Source organism: Microlunatus flavus (assembly GCF_900110855.1).
Lineage (GTDB): Bacteria > Actinomycetota > Actinomycetes > Propionibacteriales > Propionibacteriaceae > Microlunatus > Microlunatus flavus.
This window is the reverse complement of record NZ_FOFA01000002.1, coordinates 572,164-590,588: the sequence shown is the minus strand read 5'-3', so window position 1 is coordinate 590,588 and position 18,425 is coordinate 572,164. Positions and strand designations below refer to the sequence as shown.

Below are 18,425 nucleotides of genomic sequence, written 5' to 3'. Positions count from 1 at the left end.
ACCGGCTCACCCTAGGCGACGCGGCCCCTGGCGACCGAGCGCGTTCCGCTCAGCCCGCCCGTGCCCGACGGAAGGGCGAGAGGAGCAGCAGCATCCCCGACAGCGTGAACACGGCGGCGACGGCCCCGAGGGCCCAGCCGTACCCGAACCGGTCGGCGCCCAGCCCGGCGAGGGGCGAGACGACGACCACGACGGCGCGGTTCAGCGACCGCATCGTCGTGTTCGTGCGGGCCTGCAGCGCGTCGGGGGTCAGCGCCTGGCGATAGCTCATCTCGTGGGAGTTGCTCAGGCCCATCGCCCAGCCGTGCAGCAGCTGGCCGGCCGCGAGCACCGCGGCGCCCGGCCAGCCCACGGATGCGGCGAGCGCCGCGAGCATCACCAGGGCACCGACCGCGCTGGTGAGGTGCGCGGTGACGATCGCCCCGCCGGTGCCGACCCGGCGGCCGACCGCGGTGCTCACCACCGCCCCGACGAGCGCGCCGACGCCCGCGACCGCGTACACGAGGCCGAGCTGGAGCGCGCTCAGGTGCAGCCGCAGGAACGCGTACGGCGCCGCCACCACGAGGAGGACGGCCTGGGCGACGAACCAGACGTGGGTCGCGACGGCGAGGCGGGCCAGCCCGGACCGGCCGTAGACCCAGCGCACCCCCTCGACGACCTGGCCCGCGAGGTCCCGGGCGGTCAGCCGGTCGCGCACGCGGGACGGCTCGACGACGTCGGGCAGGGAGGCGACGACGGCCGCGGAGAAGGCGTAGCTCGCGGCGTCCACGAGCACCGCGAGCGGCGCGCCGACCAGCCGCACGAGCAGACCGGCGACCGCCGGCCCCGCCGTCTGCGCCACCGCGGCCGCCCCGTCCAGCCGGGCGTGCGCCCGCTGCAGCGATGGGCGGGGCACGAGCCGTGGCACGAACGACTGCGAGGCCGCGTCGTTGACCAGCGACGCCGCGCCGAAGGCGAGCACGACGCCCAGCAGCAGCGGCAGGCTTAGCACGCCGAGCGCCCAGGCGAACGGGACCAGGGCCAGCAGCAGCGCCCGGAGCAGGTCGGTGGCCACCATCACCGGCCGTCGCCGGACCCGGTCCACGAGCGCGCCGACGACGAGGCCGACCACCAGGTACGGCAGCCACCGGGCGGCGTTCAGCCACCCCACCTGGACGGCCGTGCCGCCGAGGGTGACGACCACGAGGGTCTGCAGGGCCAGGCCGGTGACCGCGTTGCCGAAGCCCGAGACCGCCTCGCCCCACCAGAAGCACCGGAACGCGCGCGGCAGCGCCGGCACGGCAGCGCGCTCCGGGCTCACCCCGCGCACTCTTCCAGCCGCCCGCCCAGGGACGACCGCTACCGTTCGCGTGAGCCCGGCGGCGCCGCCGGGGAGAGGCGGTCGGCGTGGCCCTGCAGGAGATCACCTTCACCTCGGCCAACAACCGGGACACGATCCAGGCGTGGGTCTACGAACCCGTAGTCCCGGCCAGGGCGGTCGTCCAGGTCGTGCACGGGCTGGGCGAGCACTCGCGCCGCTACCTGCACCTGGTCTCGACCCTGCTGGACGCGGGCTTCGTCGTCGTGGCCGACGACCACGCCGGTCACGGCCGGACCGCGATGGAGTCGGGCGTCTGGGCCGACGCCGGCGAGGACGCGGCCCGGGTCGTGGTCGCCGACACGCTGACGCTGCAGGACGAGGCCCGTGCGCGGCTGGGCGACCGCGCGTCGGGGCTGCCTTGGGTGGTCTACGGCCACAGCTGGGGCTCGATGATCGCGCGGGGCCTGCTGCCCCGTGCCGCCTCCGGCGCCGGTGCGCCGGTCGCCGGCCTCGTGCTGGGCGGGATCGCCGCGCAGATGCACGGCATCGAGCAGGTCGTCGACCGGGCGGCGCTCGCCGAGCTGTCCGCCGGTGACCACGCCGCGGACCCGGCCCCGATGGAGCTCGTGGGCCAGCTGTTCGACGGCTTCCTGGAGCGCTACGAGCCCGGGGCGGGCCCGACGGCCTGGGTCGCCCTCGACGCCGACGTCGTGGCCGACCACGCCCGCGACCCCTTCAACAACTTCGGGGCGCCGCTCAGCGCGCGCTTCCTGCAGGGCTTCGTCGACCTCTACGACCGGGTCAACGGCGACGACTGGTACGCGGGCGTGCCCGCCGCGCTGCCCGTGCTGGTCCTGGCCGGCGACCAGGACCCGGTGACGAACTACGGCGAGGGCGCGTACCACGTCGCGAACCGCCTCGTCGCGTCCGGGCACCCCGACGTCCGCACCCGTGTCTTCACCGGGGTGCGCCACGAGGTGCACAACGAGCCCACCACGCGGGCGGAGGTCGAGCGCGAGATCGTCGACTTCGTCGACCGCGTCGTCGCGCGGACCTCCACCCGCCCGGGTGGCACTAGCGCTTGATCTCCAGCTTCGGCGAAGCCAGGCGCGCCAGCTGGAGGGCCTGCTTGCCGAACCAGGCGCCTGCGGCCGGGTCGGTGCGGCCGTTCCACTCCGGGTCGGTCGTGCTGCCCGCGACGCCGCGGTTGCACTGGCCGTCGGACTGGCCCGGCGTCTTGATCCACAGGTAGGCGTCGAGCTGCGGGTACGCCTTCGCCGGGTGCCCCTTCGGCCGCTCACCGAGGCCGCGCTCCGGCGGGTTGCACCAGACCTGCGGGTCGGGGTAGGTGGTCCCGGCGGCCGGGACCCACGGACCCCGCCCGTTGCGGCTCGTGTCGACGACGAAGTGCGCCTTCGGCTTCACACCGGCGGCCTGCAGCTCGGCCGCGTACCGCGAGTCGATGCCAGAGGTGTTCGCGGTCGGGTCGCTCGCCGTGGCGCTCCACACCTGCTGCGGGTCGAGCGCCACGCCGACGTTCCCGTTGGCGGGGCCGCCGCTGTAGTACTGGTCACCGCAGTCGGTCGGGGTGGTCGTGGCGGCGTCCGGGTGCAGCGCCAGGCAGCTCGAGATCCAGGTCCCGTACTCCGACAGGTTCGGCGTGAACTGGTAGTTCGAGACGTTGAGCGAGAAGCCCTGGACGTCGCGCACGCCGGCGGCGGAGAGCCGGGCGGTCGCGTCGGCGACGCTCTTCCAGGCGCTGTGGCCGGAGTCGAGGTAGACGAGCGCCTTGCGGTTCGCCTTGCGGATCACCTGGCCCGCGTACGCGATGTCGGCGATGCGCCCGGCGGTCAGGGTGCCGGGCTCCGGGTTCGGGAAGGTTCCCGCGTCCTGGCCGGGGTAGGCCCCGGGGCAGTCGGCGGGCAGGTTCGTGAGGCCGTCGGGCTCGACGACCACGACGACCTTCTGCTTGTTCCGCAGACCCTTGGCGAAGCCGTCGATCCAGGCGCGGTAGGCCGCGTCGGAGCCGGCGCCGCCCGAGGAGTACTGCGAGCAGTCGCGGCCCGGCACGTTGTAGACGACGAGGGTCGGCACCGCCTTCTTCTTGGCGGCCTTGTCGCTGACCTTGCGGACCGCCTTGCGGACCTGCTTCGGCGTGCCGTCCGTGAACCACACCGCCTGCGGCGTGCTCACCTCCGCCTTGATCAGCGCAGCGGCCCGGTCACGGCCGTGGTCCCACAGCCGGTCGATCTGCTCCTTCGCCCCGTCGGCGGCCGGCGGCACGTAGAAGTGCGTCTTGCCGGACAGCGGACGGGCGGTCACCGCGGACGCGGTGACGGTGGCGAAGGGCGCCGCAGCCAGCAGCGCGGCGCCGGCCAGGGCGGCAGCGCCCCGACGGAGGGTTGGATGGGTCATGGTGCTCCCGACCTCGCTGGCCCGGGTCGCACGGTGCGACCCGCCGCGCGTCGGACGGACCTTGCGGACCCCGGCCGCGCTGCCAGGTTCTACAGGTCGGCGTTACCGCGCGGGAACGCTCCCAAACGGCTGGGGAGCTGTTGATCGGTCAACACCGATCGGGCCCGGGAAGGACCACGGAGCGCTCCCTGAGCCTGTCGAAGGGCCGCAGAACGCTCCCTGAGCCCGTCGAAGGGCCTCGAAGAGGTCAGCGTCCCCAGAGGTGCGGGGACGCCGACCCGTTCCGGGCCTTTCGACCAGCTCAGGGAGCGTCCCCGCTCAGTCCGTCCCGGACTCCCACGCGGCTCGGTCGAGCGTCTCGGGCTCGCCGGTGCTGCCGCTCTCGAGCTCGCGATTGCTGGCGTACGCGGACAGGTTCTCGGTGACGTCGCCGAGGTCGAGGTGCAGGGTGATGTCGGAGCGGAGGTGGTCCTTCGCGACGAGCTGGCCGCGCTCGGCGTAGCCCTGCAGCCGGGTGCGGGTGTCGGCGATGTCGAGGTTGCGCATCGTCAGCTGGCCGATGCGGTCGGTCGGGCCGAAGGCGGCGTTCGCGTTGCGCTCCATCGACAGCCGGTCGGGCTGGTACGACAGCGCCGGGCCCGTCGTGTCGAGGATCGTGTAGTCGTTGCCGCGGCGCAGCCGCAGCGTGACGCTGCCGGTGACCGGCGAGGCGATCCAGCGCTGCAGCCCCTCGCGGAGCATCAGCGCCTGCGGGTCGAACCAGCGGCCCTCGTAGAGGAAGCGGCCGAGCCGGCGGCCCTGCGTGAAGTACGCCTCGAGCGTGTCCTCGTTGTGGATCGCCGACAGCAGCCGCTCGTAGCCGAGCACGAGCAGCGCCATGCCCGGCGCCTCGTAAACGCCGCGGCTCTTGGCCTCGATGATGCGGTTCTCGATCTGGTCGGACATGCCGAGCCCGTGGCGGCCACCGATGGTGTTGGCGGCGATGACGAGGTCGACGTCGCTGGCGAACTCCTCGCCGTTGATGGCGACGGGCTGCCCGCCCTCGAAGGTGAGCGTGACGTCCTCGGGCTCGACGACGACCTCGGGGTCCCAGAACCGGACGCCCATGATCGGCTCGACGATCTCCATCGTCGTGCTCAGCTGCTCCAGCGACTTGGCCTCGTGGGTGGCGCCCCAGATGTTGGCGTCGGTCGAGTAGGCCTTCTCGGTGGGGTCGCGGTAGGGCAGGTCGTGGGCGAGGAGCCACTCCGACATCTCCTTGCGCCCGCCGAGCTCGGTGACGAAGCGCTCGTCCAGCCACGGCTTGTAGATGCGCAGACCCGGGTTGGCGAGCAGGCCGTAGCGGTAGAACCGCTCGATGTCGTTGCCCTTGAACGTCGACCCGTCGCCCCAGATGGAGACGCCGTCCTCGTGCATCGCGCGGACCAGCAGCGTGCCGGTCACCGCGCGGCCGAGCGGCGTGGTGTTGAAGTAGGTCTGGGCGCCCGAGCGGATGTGGAACGCGCCGCAGGTCATCGCGGCGATCCCCTCGTTGACGAGGGCGGAACGGCAGTCGACGAGGCGGGCCTCCTCGGCGCCGTACACCTTGGCCCGGCCGGGGACGCCGACGAGGTCGTCCTCGTCGTACTGGCCGAGGTCGGCGGTGTAGGTGAAGGGCACCGCTCCCGCGTCACGCATCCAGGCGACCGCGCAGGAGGTGTCGAGGCCGCCGGAGAAGGCGATCCCGACCCGTTGACCGACGGGCAGGCTGGTGAGGACCTTGGACATGGGGCCACGCTAACGGGCCCGGAGCACCGGGCGCCGACGCGACCACTCAGTAGTGGATGGTCGCGAACTCCCCGACCTGGGTGAAGCCGACCCGCTCGTACGTGGCGCGTGCCGGCCGGTTGTAGTCGTTGACGTAGAGCGAGACGGTCGGCACGACCGAGCGGGCCAGCCCGACGACAGCGGCCATGGCGGCGGGGGCCATGCCCCGCCCGCGCACGTCCGGGTCGAGCCAGACGCCCTGCACCTGGCAGACCGTTCCGGAGACCGAGCCGAGGTCGGCCTTGAACAGCACCCGGTCGCCGTCGAAGAGCCCGAACGCCCGCCCGCTGGTGATCAGCTGGCGGACGTAGAAGCGGTAGCCCGCCGAGCTCCCGGAGACGGGCGAGACGCCGATCTCCTCGGTGTACATGCGGACCGCCGCGTCGGTGTAGGCGTCCCAGTGCTCGAGGGTCACCCGCCGCACGCGCGGGTCGGGCGCCACCTGCGGCTCTCCCGCGATCGTCATGACGGGCTGGTGCGGCCGGACGTCGCGCACCTCGGACCACGAGGAGCCCCAGCGCTCGCCGAGCAGGTGCCAGAAGCGCATGGCGACGTCGGACGGACCGATGATCGAGGCGCACATGCGCTGCCGCCCGGCGTACTCCGTCCAGGCCTGCAGCGCCTCCTCGTCGGCGTTGACCGGCACGAGGTTGGAGCCGGCGTGGCAGAGCGCGACGAGCGTGCCCTCGCGCTCGTAGCCCCACACCTGGCAGCCGAGCGTGGCCGGGTCGAGCCCGGCCGCGCGGATCCGGGCGGCGACGAAGACGTTCTCCACGGGTCGCTCGGAGAGCACCCGGATGGCCGCGGGCACGTCGTCGCGGCCGAGCACCCGCACGCGTCCGCGTCCGTGCACCCCGGTGCGGTCGCCGGCCCTCGTCGCGGTCACCGCGAGCTCATACCCGGCTCACGCGGCGCTCAGACCCGGGCCGGGGCGCTGCCCGCGACGAGCACCTCGGGGCTGCCGCTCTCCTCGCCGGGAGGCATCTCATCGGCGAGGCGCATGGCCTCCTCGATGAGGGTCTCGACGATGTCGGCCTCCGGCACCGTCTTGATCACCTCGCCGCGCACGAAGATCTGGCCCTTGCCGTTGCCCGACGCCACGCCGAGGTCGGCCTCGCGGGCCTCGCCCGGGCCGTTGACGACGCAGCCCATGACGGCCACGCGCAGCGGGACGGTCATGCCCTCCAGCCCGGCGGTGACGGCGTCGGCGAGCTTGTAGACGTCGACCTGGGCCCGCCCGCACGAGGGGCAGGAGACGATCTCGAGCTTGCGGGGGCGCAGGTTCAGCGACTGCAGGATCTGCAGGCCGACCTTGACCTCCTCCACCGGAGGGGCCGAGAGCGAGACGCGGATCGTGTCACCGATGCCCTTGCTCAGCAGCGCGCCGAACGCGACGGAGGACTTGATCGTGCCCTGGAACGCCGGGCCCGCCTCGGTCACGCCCAGGTGCAGCGGGTAGTCGCACGACTCGCTGAGCAGCTCGTACGCGCGCACCATGACGACCGGGTCGTTGTGCTTGACGCTGATCTTGAACTCGCGGAAGTCGTGCTCCTCGAACAGGCTCGCCTCCCACAGCGCGGACTCGACCAGCGCCTCGGGCGTCGCCTTGCCGTACTTGGCCAGCAGGCGCTTGTCGAGAGAACCCGCGTTCACGCCGATCCGGATCGAGGTGCCGCGGTCCTTCGCGGCCCGCGCGATCTCCTTGACCTGGTCGTCGAAGGCGCGGATGTTGCCCGGGTTGACCCGGACCGCGGCGCAGCCCGCGTCGATCGCGGCGAAGACGTACTTGGGCTGGAAGTGGATGTCGGCGATCACCGGGATCTGCGACTTGGCGGCGATGGCCGGCAGCGCGTCGGCGTCGTCCTGGCTCGGCACGGCCACCCGCACGATGTCGCAGCCGGTCGCGGTGAGCTCGGCGATCTGCTGCAGGGTCGCGTTGATGTTCGAGGTGAGCGTCGTGGTCATCGACTGCACGCTGATCGGAGCGTCGCCGCCGACGTCGACCTTGCCCACCTTGATCTTGCGCGTCTTGCGGCGGGGGGCGAGGACGGGCGGGGGCAGGGCGGGCAGGCCCAGGTTCACGGTGGTCATGGCGAGTTCAGCGTAGCCGCGCGCCCCTCGGGCACCGACCCGGACGGCGAAGGTTCGGCGAGCCGCCCGAGCACGGGCCGCACGCGGCGCCGCAGGGTGCGGACGCCGTGCGCCGCCACCCGCAGCCGCTGCCCGCGGTAGGGCACCCCGCCGCGCAGCCGGTGACCCAGCGCGAGCCAGACGCAGACCGCGCGCTCGGCGAGCCAGAACGGCGCCCACAGCGGTGCCGTGGCCGGGTAGACCGTCGCTCCCCCGTGCCGCCGGCGGCCGACCTCGGCGAGCAGGACGGGGCTCAGGGCCAGGACCGTGAGGGCCCGCCGGGCCGCGCGCCGCGTCGTCGTGCGGTCGGACCGGGCGGCCCGGTCGAGGAGCGTCAGCGCAGCCGGCAGCAGCGCCATCTCGCAGACCAGCCGCGGCGGCTGGGCCAGGTCGTCGTACGCCTGCCGCACCCGCTGGCCCAGGAACTGGCGCGCGGTCGGCGGCACCCGCACCACGAAGAGGTCGGGCACGCACAGCTCGCGTCCGCCCGCGGCCCGCAGCGTCCGGGCCAGCTCGAGGTTCTCGAAGAGGACGTCGCCGTCGTAGCCACCGGCGTCGAGCAGCGCGTCGCGGCGGAGCCCGTACGTGCCCGGGTAGTCAGCGCCCAGCGCGCGGTTGAGCAGGGAGCGACCGGTGTCCTCCCGGGCGTGCCACGGTGCCGGGACGAAGACGTTCTGCGGGCGGACCAGGGGCGCCTGCGCCAGCAGCCGGTCCAGCCGGGCCAGGCCGGGCCGATCCCAGCGGACGTCGTCATCGGCGATGACGACGTTCGCGTGGCGCGCCGTACGGACGCCGGTCATCACGCCGGCGACCTTGCCGTTGCAGCCCGGCCAGGGTCCCGGGGCGAGGTGACGCACCGACCGCGGGAAGAGGGCCTGGTGCCGTTCGAAGACGGGCGCGGGGCTACCGTCCACCACGGTGACGTCCAGCCAGGTCGCCAGCCGCTCCAGGTACGCCGCCAGCGCCACCGCGTCGCGCGGATCGGCCTCCGGACCCCAGCGCAGCGGGAGGACGTACTCCATCGCCAGCGGCGCGGGGCGCAGGGGGTCGGGCGGGGACGGCATGCCGCGGGCCTACCCGTGCTCGGGCTCCTGACGCGGGACCGAGGTCCTGGTTGTCGCCCCCGTCGACGGGGTAGTGGGAGGGGTTCGCCGCGACGGAACCCGGGCCCCCGGGCCCCTAGAAGAGCCGGATCGGGTCGATCACGTCGGCGAGGATGAGCACGAAGCCGGAGACGGCGATCAGCAGGCCGACGACGTACGCCACCGGCAGCATCTTCGCGGTGTCGACGAAGCCCGGGTCGGGGCGGCGGAACAGCGCGGCGAGGCGCCGGCGCACCGCCTCGTACAGGGCGCCGGCGATGTGCCCACCGTCCAGCGGCAGCAGCGGGACGAAGTTGAACAGGGCGACGAAGAGGTTCACCGAGCCGAGCACGGAGAACAGGGCGGCCGCCTTGTCGGCGGTGCCGATCTGGTGCGTCGAGGCGATCTCGCCGGCCGCGCGGCTCGCGCCGAGGATGCTCATCGGTCCGTAGAGGTCGCGCGGCTTGCCCGTGACCAGGTTGTAGCCGGTGTAGAAGACCTTGGCCGGGAAGTGCACCAGCGCGACGGCCGTCTGCTCGGTCATGGTCCACATGTCCTGGACGACGGCGACGGGTCCGCCGCGCACCCGCTCCACGGTCGGCACGACGCCGAGGAAGCCGGCGGCGACCCGCTTGGACGGGTCGAGCGCGTCGGGCACGCCCTGGACGACGGTGTTCACGGTCGGCAGCTCGACCCGCTGGCCGCCCCGGACGACGGCGAGCTGGGCCGGCTGGTCGAGGTTGCCGCGGATCAGGGTCGAGACGTCGGACCAGCTGTCCACGGGCCTGCCGTTGAAGGCCACCACGCGGTCCCCGGGCTGCAGGCCCATCGCCGCCGCCGGCGTCGGGGCCTTGCCCGTGCAGGAGGTGTCGGTCGCGTTCCCGGGGACGATGCAGGGCTGGACCTCGGCGACGGTCAGCTGGGGCCGGTTGACCCCGTACGTCGCGGTCACGCCGAGCAGCAGCCCGAACGCCAGCAGGATGTTCATCATCGGGCCGCCGGCCATGATGATCACCTTCTGCCAGCCGCGCTTCTGGTAGAACAGCCGGCCGTCGTCCTCGGGGCGGATGTCCTCCCACTCCGCGGCCCGCGCCTGGTCGCTCATCGTCTGGAACAGCCCCGTGCGGGTCCTGCGGACCTGGTGGGGGTGCTCCTTGCTCGGCGGGTACATGCCGACGAAGCGGACGTAGCCGCCCAGCGGGATCGCCTTGACGCCGTACTCGGTCTCGCCGCGACGGGTCGACCACAGGGTCCTGCCGAAGCCGACGAAGTACTGCGTCGTCTTGACCCCGAAGAGCTTGCCCGGCACGAGGTGCCCGATCTCGTGCAGGCCGATGGAGGCCATCACCAGAGCGAAGAAGACGACGGCGCCGAGGACGTAGACGACCAGGTCCACCGTGTGCCCCTCCTAGGAGTCCGACTGCTGCGACGCCTCCGCCACGAGCTCCGCGGCGCGGGCCCGCGCCCAGGCGTCGGCCGCGAGCACCGACTCCAGGGTGAGGTCGTCGCTCGTGACCAGCGTCGAGCGTACGTCGGCGCCGGGTCGCTCCTCAGCCGTCGCGCCACGTCCGTGCTCAGGCGTGCTCACGCGCTCGCCCACGTGCTCGCCGAGAACCCGGGCCACGACGTCGACGATGCCGAGGAACCCCAGCCGGCCCTCGTGGAAGGCGTCGACGCAGACCTCGTTCGCGGCGTTGTAGACCGCCGGTGCGCTGCCGCCGTGCCGGCCGGCCGTGCGGGCCAGCGCGACCGCGGGGAACGCCTCCTCGTCGAGGGGCTCGAAGGTCCAGCTCTGCGGGCGGGACCAGTCGTTCGGCGCCGCGGCGCCCGGGACGCGGTCGGGCCAGCCGAGCGCCAGCGCGATCGGCAGCCGCATGTCCGGCGGCGAGCACTGGGCCAGCGTCGAGCCGTCGACGAACTGCACCATCGAGTGCACCTGCGACTGCGGGTGCACGACCACGTCGATCCGGTCGAGGTCGACGCCGTAGAGCAGGTGCGCCTCGAGCAGCTCGAGGCCCTTGTTGACCAGGGTCGCGGAGTTCGTGGTGATGACGCGGCCCATGTCCCAGGTCGGGTGGGCCAGCGCCTGCGCCGGCGTCACGTCGGCCATCTCGGCGCGCGTACGGCCGCGGAACGGTCCCCCGCTCGCCGTCAGGACCAGCCGGTCGACCTCCTCGGCCCGGCCGCCGCGCAGGCACTGCGCGATGGCGGAGTGCTCGGAGTCGACGGCCACGATCTGGCCGGGCGCGGCCGCCGCGAGCACCAGCGGCCCGCCGACGACGAGGGACTCCTTGTTGGCCAGGGCCAGCGTGGTCCCGGCCGCGAGCGCCGCCAGCGTCGGGCGCAGCGCGGTGGAGCCGGTGATGCCGTTGAGGACCACGTCGCAGGGCATGGCCGCGAGCTCGGTCGCCGCGTCCGGGCCGGCCAGGATCTTGGGCAGCGTCGCCTCGCCGCTCGACCACCCGCGCCGGCTCGCCTCCGCGTAGAACGCCAGCTGCAGGTCCTGCACCGCCGTCGCCCGGGCGACCGCCACGACCCGCGCCCCCGTCTCGAGCGCCTGGCGGGCCAGCAGCTCCACCGACGCCCCGCCCGCCGCGAGCCCGACGACGCGGAACTCCTCCGGCCTGGCGCTCAGAACCTCGAGCGCCTGCGTCCCGATCGAACCGGTGCTGCCCAGGACCACCACGTCGCGCACGGGGTTCAGTGTGTCAGGGGCGTGGTCGTGGAGCGTGAGGGCGAGCGACTTCGACGAATGGCCTGCCGGGGCGCCTCCAGGTCACTACCGTGCTGTCTCACGTACGTCTGTGCGACAGCACTGCTCTGGGGGGGGAACGATGGGTCGAAGGCGGGCGGTCGCGCCGGCCGTCCTCGCGACGGTGCTCGCGCTGGGACTCGCCGCCTGCGGCCAGTCGTCCCCGGTGGGCGGGGCCCTGCCGTCCCCGTCGCTGTCGGCCGCTCCCAGCGAGGAGCCGACGGAGGCGTCACCGAGCAGCTCCACGGCTGCACCGGTGGACGAGCTGGCGAAGGGCTCCGTGCGGCACACGGTCCGGTCCGGCGGCCTCACCCTTGTCATCGACTACTCCACCCCGCCCCCACCGCGCTGGGCGAGCGACAGCGGGACGCCCTTGCAGGTCAGTGTCCAGGTGAGCAAGGACCGGTCGGCCAAGCAGAAGATCTACCTGACCCGGGCCTCCGTCCGGTCGGTGATCGACGACGGCAACACCTTCCTCCCGGGTCCCGACCCGATCGTGGACACGACCAACATCAACCCGGGCTACCTGGTCAGCCAGTCCTACGCCTACATCCAGGTGTTCTCCATCCCGGCCGTCGACCGCGGCGCGCAGACGCTGCGGGTCGACCTCAAGGTGGAGCTCGTGGCGCAGGTGAACGGCAAGGCCAAGGACTACGTCAAGCAGTCCGTCACGGACTCGGTGCGCTCGGTCGTCACCGGCTGACGCCCCGGCCACCTGCGAGGAGCCGCTGCTCGCGCTGCGACCTCGCTCGTACGCCGGGTGGTGGGTGGCGGGTGAAGGACCTACACGCGCAGGTCGCTCTCAGGCAATTCTTGCTTCACCCGCGTTCCTGAGAATGGGCCGTTAGTCTTCTCGGAGCCCGGCCTGCACGGCCACCGACCTCGCTCGTCTCCACGAGCGTCCCCGGTGGACGGCGCCGCCCGGGACCTGCCGCGGGGGGCGGCGGGACACCGTCCTGCGGCGGTGGATTCCGACCGGGGGGCGGCGGCATGACGAGGACCTACGAGCACGCAACGCTGTCGTCGTCGACGGCGCGCACGGTCAAGCGGCGCTGGACCGTCGTGGCGGCGATCATCCTGGCGATGGTCGCGTCGGTGCTCGTGCTGCCGGCCGAGAGGGCCGCGGCCGCGTGCAGCGGCAACGCGATCGTGTGCGAGAACCAGCTCCCGGGCACCCCGCAGAGCGTCTGGGACGTGGACGGCGTCGGCGACACCAGCATCCAGGGGTTCGCCACCGCGACCAGCGTCAACGCCGGGTCGCGCATCGACTTCAAGATCGACACCGACGCACGCGCCTACACCGTGGAGATCTACCGACTGGGCTGGTACCAGGGCAACGGTGCCCGGCTCGTGACCACCATCTCCCCCTCGGTGCCCCTGCCCCAGACCCAGGCGCCGTGCGCGACCGACGACTCGACCCAGCTGGTCGACTGCGGCACCTGGGCGGTCTCCGCCTCCTGGAACGTGCCCTCGACCTCGGTCTCCGGCGTCTACATCGCGCGCCTGATCCGTAGCGACACCAAGGGCGACTCCCACATCCCCTTCGTCGTCCGGAACGACGGCAACACGTCGGCGGCCGTCTTCCAGACCTCGGACTCGACGTGGCAGGCCTACAACATGTACGGGGGGTCGAACTTCTACCAGGGCGGCGCCAACGGACGCGCGTACAAGCTGAGCTACAACCGCCCGTACTCGACGCGGGGATACAACTCCGGTCGCGACTTCCTGTTCTCCAACGAGTACCCGATGCTGAGGACGCTCGAGCAGAACGGCGTCGACGTCTCCTACGTCTCCGGCATCGACGTGGCGACCGATCCGGCCCTGCTGCCGAAGCACAAGGTCTTCCTGTCGGTGGGTCACGACGAGTACTGGACGGCGAGCCAGCGCAAGAACGTCACCGACGCGCGCGACGCCAAGGTCAACCTCGCCTTCTTCGGCGGCAACGACGTCTACTGGAAGACCCTGCTCGAGCCCTCGCAGGACGGGACCAGCACGCCCAACCGCACCCTGGTCGACTACAAGGACACCTGGGCGAACAAGCGGATCGACCGACCCGGGACCGACGTCCAGGCCACCTGGCGCGACCCCCGCTTCGGCGACCTCGGCTACGGCTACGGCCCCGAGAACGCCCTGATCGGCACGCAGTACCAGGCCAACTTCGACGACTTCCCGATCCAGGTCAGCTCGGCCGAGGGCAAGCTGCGGATCTGGCGGGGAAGCGCCCTGGCCTCGCTCCCGAGCGGCACCACCGCCTCGCTGAGCGACCACACCGTCGGCTACGAGTCTAACGAGGACGTCGACAACGGCTCCCGACCCGCAGGGCTGATCCGCATGTCGACGGCCACGGGGAGCACGCCCGAGTACCTGATGGACTTCGGCAACCAGGTGCAGCCGAGCACGACGACGCACCACATCACCCTCTACCGCGCGGCCAGCGGGGCGCTGGTGTTCTCCGCGGGCACCATCCAGTGGTCCTGGGGGCTCGACTCCGCCCACGACGGCGCGGCGACGACCGCCGACCCGCGGATGCGCCAGGCGACCATCAACGTCCTCACCGACATGTCGGCGCCTGCGACGACGCCGGCTCCCGGCATCGCGGCCGTGACGCCCTCGACCGACATCACCCCGCCGACCGTCAGCATCGTGTCCCCCACCGCGGGCAAGGACCTCTCCGAGGGTTCGCTGCTCACGGTCAGCGGCACGGCGAGCGACGTCGGCGGCCAGGTGGCCGGCGTGGAGGTGTCGGTGGACGGCGGAGCCAGCTTCCACCCCGCCGACGGGACCACGACCTGGTCCTACACCGGCATCCTCACGGGCAACGGCGCCAACGCCGTGCAGGTGCGGGCGACCGACGACTCGGCGCGCACCTCCGCACCGGTCTCGGTCGCCGTGAACTCGGCCTGCCCGTGCACCCTCTTCGGCGTGGCCACGCCCAAGCAGGTCGACTCGGGCGACACCGACGCGGTCACGCTCGGGACGAAGTTCACGACGTCGACCGCGGGCTTCGTCAGCGGCGTGCGCTTCTACAAGTCGTCGGCGAACACCGGCTCCCACACCGGGACGCTCTACTCCTCGGGCGGGGCGATCCTGGCGGCGGGCGTCTTCGCCAACGAGACCAGCAGCGGCTGGCAGACGCTGGTCTTCGACAAGCCGGTCGCCGTGCAGCCGGGGACGACCTACGTCGCCGGGTACTCGGCGCCCAAGGGCCACTACTCCGCCGACTCCTACTTCTTCACCCGCTCGTTCAACGCGGGCAACCTCACCGCTGCCGGCGGTGCGGGCGTGGACAACGGTGTCTTCGCGAACGGCGCGGCGTTCCCGTCGACCTCGTACCGCCAGACGAACTACTACGTCGACCCCGTGTTCTCGCTCACCGACACCAGCCCGCTGACCGTCGTCGCGCAGGCACCGAAGGCCGGCGCCAGCTCGGTGGCCACCACCTCGCTCGTCACCGCCACGTTCTCCAAGCCGATCGACCCCGCGTCGGTGACCCTGCAGGTGGTCGACGCCGCGCAGAACCTGATCCCGGGCACGACCACGTGGGACTCGACGAACACCAAGGTGACGTTCAACCCGGCGCAGGGGCTGGGCACGAGCACCACCTACACGGTCACCGTGAACGCGAGCACGCTGGCGGCGCCGACCCAGTGGAGCTTCACGACCGTCGACCCCGACGGCATCCCGAACGACTGCCCGTGCACCCTCTTCAACGACACCGACCAGCCGGTGACCGGGCCGGAGAACGACGCCCCGGGTGTCAAGCTGGGCACGGCCTTCGTCGCCTCCCAGAACGGCCAGGTGTCCGCCGTGCGCTTCTACAAGCGGTTCGAGGACGTCGGACCGCACACCGTGGACCTGTGGTCGGGCACGACCAAGGTGGCCGAGGCCGTCACCACCACCGAGTCCTCCATGGGCTGGCAGCAGGCCACCTTCTCCGCGCCCCAGCAGGTCACCAAGGGCGCCACCTACGTCGTCTCGTACACGTCGAACGGGCGCTACGGCTACACGGCGAACGGGCTCTCCGGCTCGCTGACGAACGGACCGCTCAGCACGCCCGCGAACGGCGGCCGCTACACCTACACCGCGAGCGCCGCCCCGACGAGCGGGTCGTCGGCGAACTACTTCGTCGACCCGGTCTTCACCCCGGCCGGCGTCCGCCCCACGGTCCTGTCGACCTCCCCGGGCAACGGGGCGACCTCGGTGCCGGTGGACGACAAGGTGCAGGTCATGTTCGGTGTGCCGATCCAGCCGGGGTCGGCGACCATCGTCGTGAAGCGGATCTCCGACGGAGCGACCGTGGCCGGCAACAACGGCACGGAGTCGCAGGGTTCGACGGCGACCTTCGTCCCCTCCAGCAGCCTCGACCCGGGCGCGAAGTACTCGGCCACCGTCAGCGGCGCGATCAGCGCCGACGGCGCCAAGATGAGCGGGAGCGTCACCTTCACCTTCACCACCTCCGGCGCTGCCGCGTGCCCGTGCTCGCTGCTGAAGACCACCACCCAGCCGGCGCAGGGCGACTCCGGCGACAAGGACGCGGTGACGCTCGGGCTGAAGTTCACCCCGACGACGAACGGCTACGTCAAGGGCCTGCGCTACTGGCGCGACGCCAGCAACACGGGCACGCACACCGGCACCCTGTACTCCGCGACCGGTGACCGTCTCGCCGACCTCACGTTCGACGACAACGGCACCGGATGGCAGACCGCCAGCTTCTCCAGCACCGTCCCGGTGACGGCGGGCACCACCTACGTCGCGGCCTACTACGCGCCCAACGGGCACTACTCGGCCGACCTGAACTACTTCGCGAGCCCGGTGACCAACACCCCGCTCAAGAGCGTGGACCCGAGCAGCGTCTACCACTACGGGGACGGCTTCCCCAACCAGACGTACGCGAACACGAACTACTACGTCGACGTCGTCTTCGACACCAACAACGACGCGCCGCTCACGGTGAGCTCGACGAGCCCGGCCAAGGACGCGACGGGCGTGGCGACCACGACGGCCGTCACGGCGACGTTCAGCGCCGCGATCGACCCGGCCTCGCTCCAGCTCGCGCTGGCGGACCAGGGCGGTGCCGCCGTCCCGGGTCAGGTCGCGTACGACGCCACCAGCCGGACCGCCACGTTCACCACGGCGAGCCCGCTGCTCGGAGCCACGGTCTACACGGCGACGGCGAACGCCTCGAGCGCCTCCGGGGTCGCCATGGCCAGCCCGAAGGCCTGGTCCTTCACCACCGCCGACACGCAGCCGCCGACGGTCACGACCGTCAGCCCTGCCGACGCGGCCAGCGGCGTGCCGACGTCGACCAAGGTCACCGCCGCCTTCGCCTCGCCCATCGACCCTGCGTCGGCGCTGTTCACCGTGTCGCGGACCAGTGACGCCACGGTCGTGCCGGGCGCCACCACGTACGACGCCACGACCCGCACGGCGACGTTCAGCCCGGGCAGCGCGCTCGCGAGCAACACCGGCTACACGGTCTCGGTCTCGGCGCGCAACACCTCGGGCATCAGCATGAGCGCCCCGAAGACGTGGACCTTCAGCACGGCCGACACCGACCCGCCGAGCGTGGCGAGCACGAGCCCCGCGCCGGGGGCCACCGCGGTCGCTCCGACCACCAAGGTCACGGCCAGCTTCGTCCGGGCGGTCGACCCCACCTCGGTCGTGCTGGGCGTCAAGAACACGGCCACGTCCGCCGCTGTGGCGGGGACGACGGCCTACGACGCCACGACGCGCACCGCGACCTTCACCCCGTCGGCTGCGCTGGCCAGCCTGACCGGCTTCACCGCGTCGGTCACGGCTTCCAACGTCTCCGGCGTGGCGATGACCGCGCCGACGACCTGGACCTTCACCACCGCCGACGCCGCAGCGCCATCGGTGTCGAGCACCTCGCCCGCCGCCGGCGCGACGGGGGTGGGTGCGGGCACCTCGGTGACGGCGACCTTCGCCCGCGCCATCGACCCTGCCTCCGTGGTGCTGACCCTCAAGACGAGCGCCGGCGCCTCGGTCGCGGGCACGACGACCTATGACGCAACGAGCCGGACCGCCACGTTCAAGCCCGGGTCGGCGCTCGCCAGCTTCACGAGCCACACGGCGTCGGTCACCGCGAAGAACACGTCGGGCGTGGCGATGACGAGCCCCACGACCTGGTCCTTCACCACCGCCGACACCGACCAGCCCAGCGTGAGCGCGAAGAGCCCGGCCGCCGGGGCGACGAACGTCGCCGCGTCCACGAACGTGACCGCGACCTTCGCCCGCGCCATCAACAGCGGCACGCTCGCCGTCACGCTCAAGTCGGCGAGCGGCACGACCGTGCCCGGCGCCGTCAGCTACAGCGCGACGACCCGGACGGCGACCTTCAACCCGACGTCGGACCTCACCAGCTCGACGAGCTACACGGCCTCGGTCAGCGCGAGCAACACCTCCGGCGTGCCGATGGCCAGCCCCGTCACCTGGTCCTTCACCACGGCCGCCCAGACCTTCAGCCTGTACACGACCACCCGGACCCCGAGCGCCACCTCGACGAGCACCACGACGTCCACGCTGGGCGTCCAGTTCTCCTCGAGCCGGGACGGGAAGGTGACGGCGATCCGCTACTACGCGGCGTCCACGAACACCGGCAAGACGGTGAAGCTGTACTCCAGCAGCGGCGCCGTGCTGGGCAGTGCCACCACCACGCAGACCGGGACGGGGTGGCGCACCGCGACGTTCGCCACACCGATCTCGATCACGGCCGGCACGGCCTACACCGCCAGCTACTACGCGCCCGCCGGGAACTGGTCCACCACCACCTCCGGGTACTCGTCCGCGTACACCTCCGGGCCGTTGAGCGTTCCGGCCTCGGGTGCGCGGACCGGCTTCGGCGACGTCTTCCCGACCAACGCGAGCTCGACGAACTACTGGGTGGACGTGCTCGTCTCCGTTTGACCTGCCGACACGCTCG

General features: G+C 72.4%; 11 protein-coding genes. 3 read left to right on the top strand and 8 right to left on the bottom strand.

The window, feature by feature from the left end:
* Positions 1–49: 49 nt before the first annotated feature.
* Positions 50–1,300 carry an MFS transporter gene (locus BMY04_RS07095; protein ID WP_232506156.1) on the bottom strand — a complete coding sequence of 417 codons (1,251 nt, stop codon included), beginning with the start codon at positions 1,298–1,300 and terminating at the stop codon, positions 50–52.
* A gap of 86 nt (positions 1,301–1,386) precedes the next feature.
* Between BMY04_RS07095 and BMY04_RS07090 the strand changes: the two genes are divergently transcribed.
* A complete protein-coding gene (locus tag BMY04_RS07090) occupies positions 1,387–2,385 on the top strand; it encodes an alpha/beta fold hydrolase (RefSeq protein WP_091178394.1) in 999 nt (332 codons plus the stop codon).
* Here BMY04_RS07090 and BMY04_RS07085 read toward each other — a convergent pair.
* From BMY04_RS07085 to dxr, 7 genes are all read right to left on the bottom strand, one after another.
* Complete coding sequence (locus BMY04_RS07085) at positions 2,375–3,715, bottom strand: glycoside hydrolase family 6 protein (protein ID WP_091178393.1); 1,341 nt, start codon at positions 3,713–3,715, stop codon at positions 2,375–2,377. The two genes, BMY04_RS07090 and BMY04_RS07085, sit on opposite strands and share 11 nt — an antisense overlap.
* A 318-nt stretch (positions 3,716–4,033) precedes the next feature.
* Positions 4,034–5,482, bottom strand: a complete 1,449-nt coding sequence (gene argG / locus BMY04_RS07080) for an argininosuccinate synthase (protein ID WP_091178392.1) — start codon at positions 5,480–5,482, stop codon at positions 4,034–4,036.
* 46 nt (positions 5,483–5,528) lie between these two features.
* The gene (locus tag BMY04_RS07075) at positions 5,529–6,407 is read right to left on the bottom strand and encodes a GNAT family N-acetyltransferase (RefSeq protein WP_198409973.1); all 879 of its coding nucleotides are present in this window, start codon (positions 6,405–6,407) and stop codon (positions 5,529–5,531) included.
* Between the two features lie 29 nt (positions 6,408–6,436).
* Positions 6,437–7,612 (bottom strand): flavodoxin-dependent (E)-4-hydroxy-3-methylbut-2-enyl-diphosphate synthase, encoded by a 1,176-nt coding sequence (gene ispG, locus BMY04_RS07070; protein ID WP_091178391.1) that lies wholly within the window; start codon positions 7,610–7,612, stop codon positions 6,437–6,439.
* A complete protein-coding gene (locus BMY04_RS07065; RefSeq protein WP_198409972.1) occupies positions 7,609–8,715 on the bottom strand; it encodes a glycosyltransferase family 2 protein in 1,107 nt (368 codons plus the stop codon). Before BMY04_RS07065 ends, ispG begins: the two co-directional genes overlap by 4 nt.
* Before the next feature lie 115 nt (positions 8,716–8,830).
* Positions 8,831–10,129 carry a M50 family metallopeptidase gene (locus BMY04_RS07060; protein WP_091178390.1) on the bottom strand — a complete coding sequence of 433 codons (1,299 nt, stop codon included), beginning with the start codon at positions 10,127–10,129 and terminating at the stop codon, positions 8,831–8,833.
* Positions 10,130–10,141: 12 nt separating this feature from the next.
* Entirely contained in the window at positions 10,142–11,428 is a 1,287-nt protein-coding gene (dxr, locus tag BMY04_RS07055) for a 1-deoxy-D-xylulose-5-phosphate reductoisomerase (protein ID WP_198409971.1), read from the bottom strand.
* Between the two features lie 139 nt (positions 11,429–11,567).
* Here dxr and BMY04_RS07050 point away from each other — a divergent pair, with 139 nt between their 5' ends.
* Both BMY04_RS07050 and BMY04_RS07045 read left to right on the top strand, forming a co-directional pair.
* The gene (locus BMY04_RS07050; RefSeq protein WP_091178388.1) at positions 11,568–12,188 is read left to right on the top strand and encodes a hypothetical protein; all 621 of its coding nucleotides are present in this window, start codon (positions 11,568–11,570) and stop codon (positions 12,186–12,188) included.
* A gap of 287 nt (positions 12,189–12,475) precedes the next feature.
* Positions 12,476–18,409 (top strand): DUF4082 domain-containing protein, encoded by a 5,934-nt coding sequence (locus BMY04_RS07045; protein WP_091178387.1) that lies wholly within the window; start codon positions 12,476–12,478, stop codon positions 18,407–18,409.
* The last annotated feature ends 16 nt before the right edge of the window (positions 18,410–18,425 follow it).

Coding starts and splice junctions, on each gene's coding strand:
- BMY04_RS07085 (WP_091178393.1), bottom strand. CDS start 3,715: ATGACCCATCCAACCCTCCGTCGGGGCGCTGCCGCCCTGGCCGGCGCC.
- argG (WP_091178392.1), bottom strand. CDS start 5,482: ATGTCCAAGGTCCTCACCAGCCTGCCCGTCGGTCAACGGGTCGGGATC.
- ispG (WP_091178391.1), bottom strand. CDS start 7,612: ATGACCACCGTGAACCTGGGCCTGCCCGCCCTGCCCCCGCCCGTCCTC.
- BMY04_RS07065 (WP_198409972.1), bottom strand. CDS start 8,715: ATGCCGTCCCCGCCCGACCCCCTGCGCCCCGCGCCGCTGGCGATGGAG.
- BMY04_RS07050 (WP_091178388.1), top strand. CDS start 11,568: ATGGGTCGAAGGCGGGCGGTCGCGCCGGCCGTCCTCGCGACGGTGCTC.
- BMY04_RS07045 (WP_091178387.1), top strand. CDS start 12,476: ATGACGAGGACCTACGAGCACGCAACGCTGTCGTCGTCGACGGCGCGC.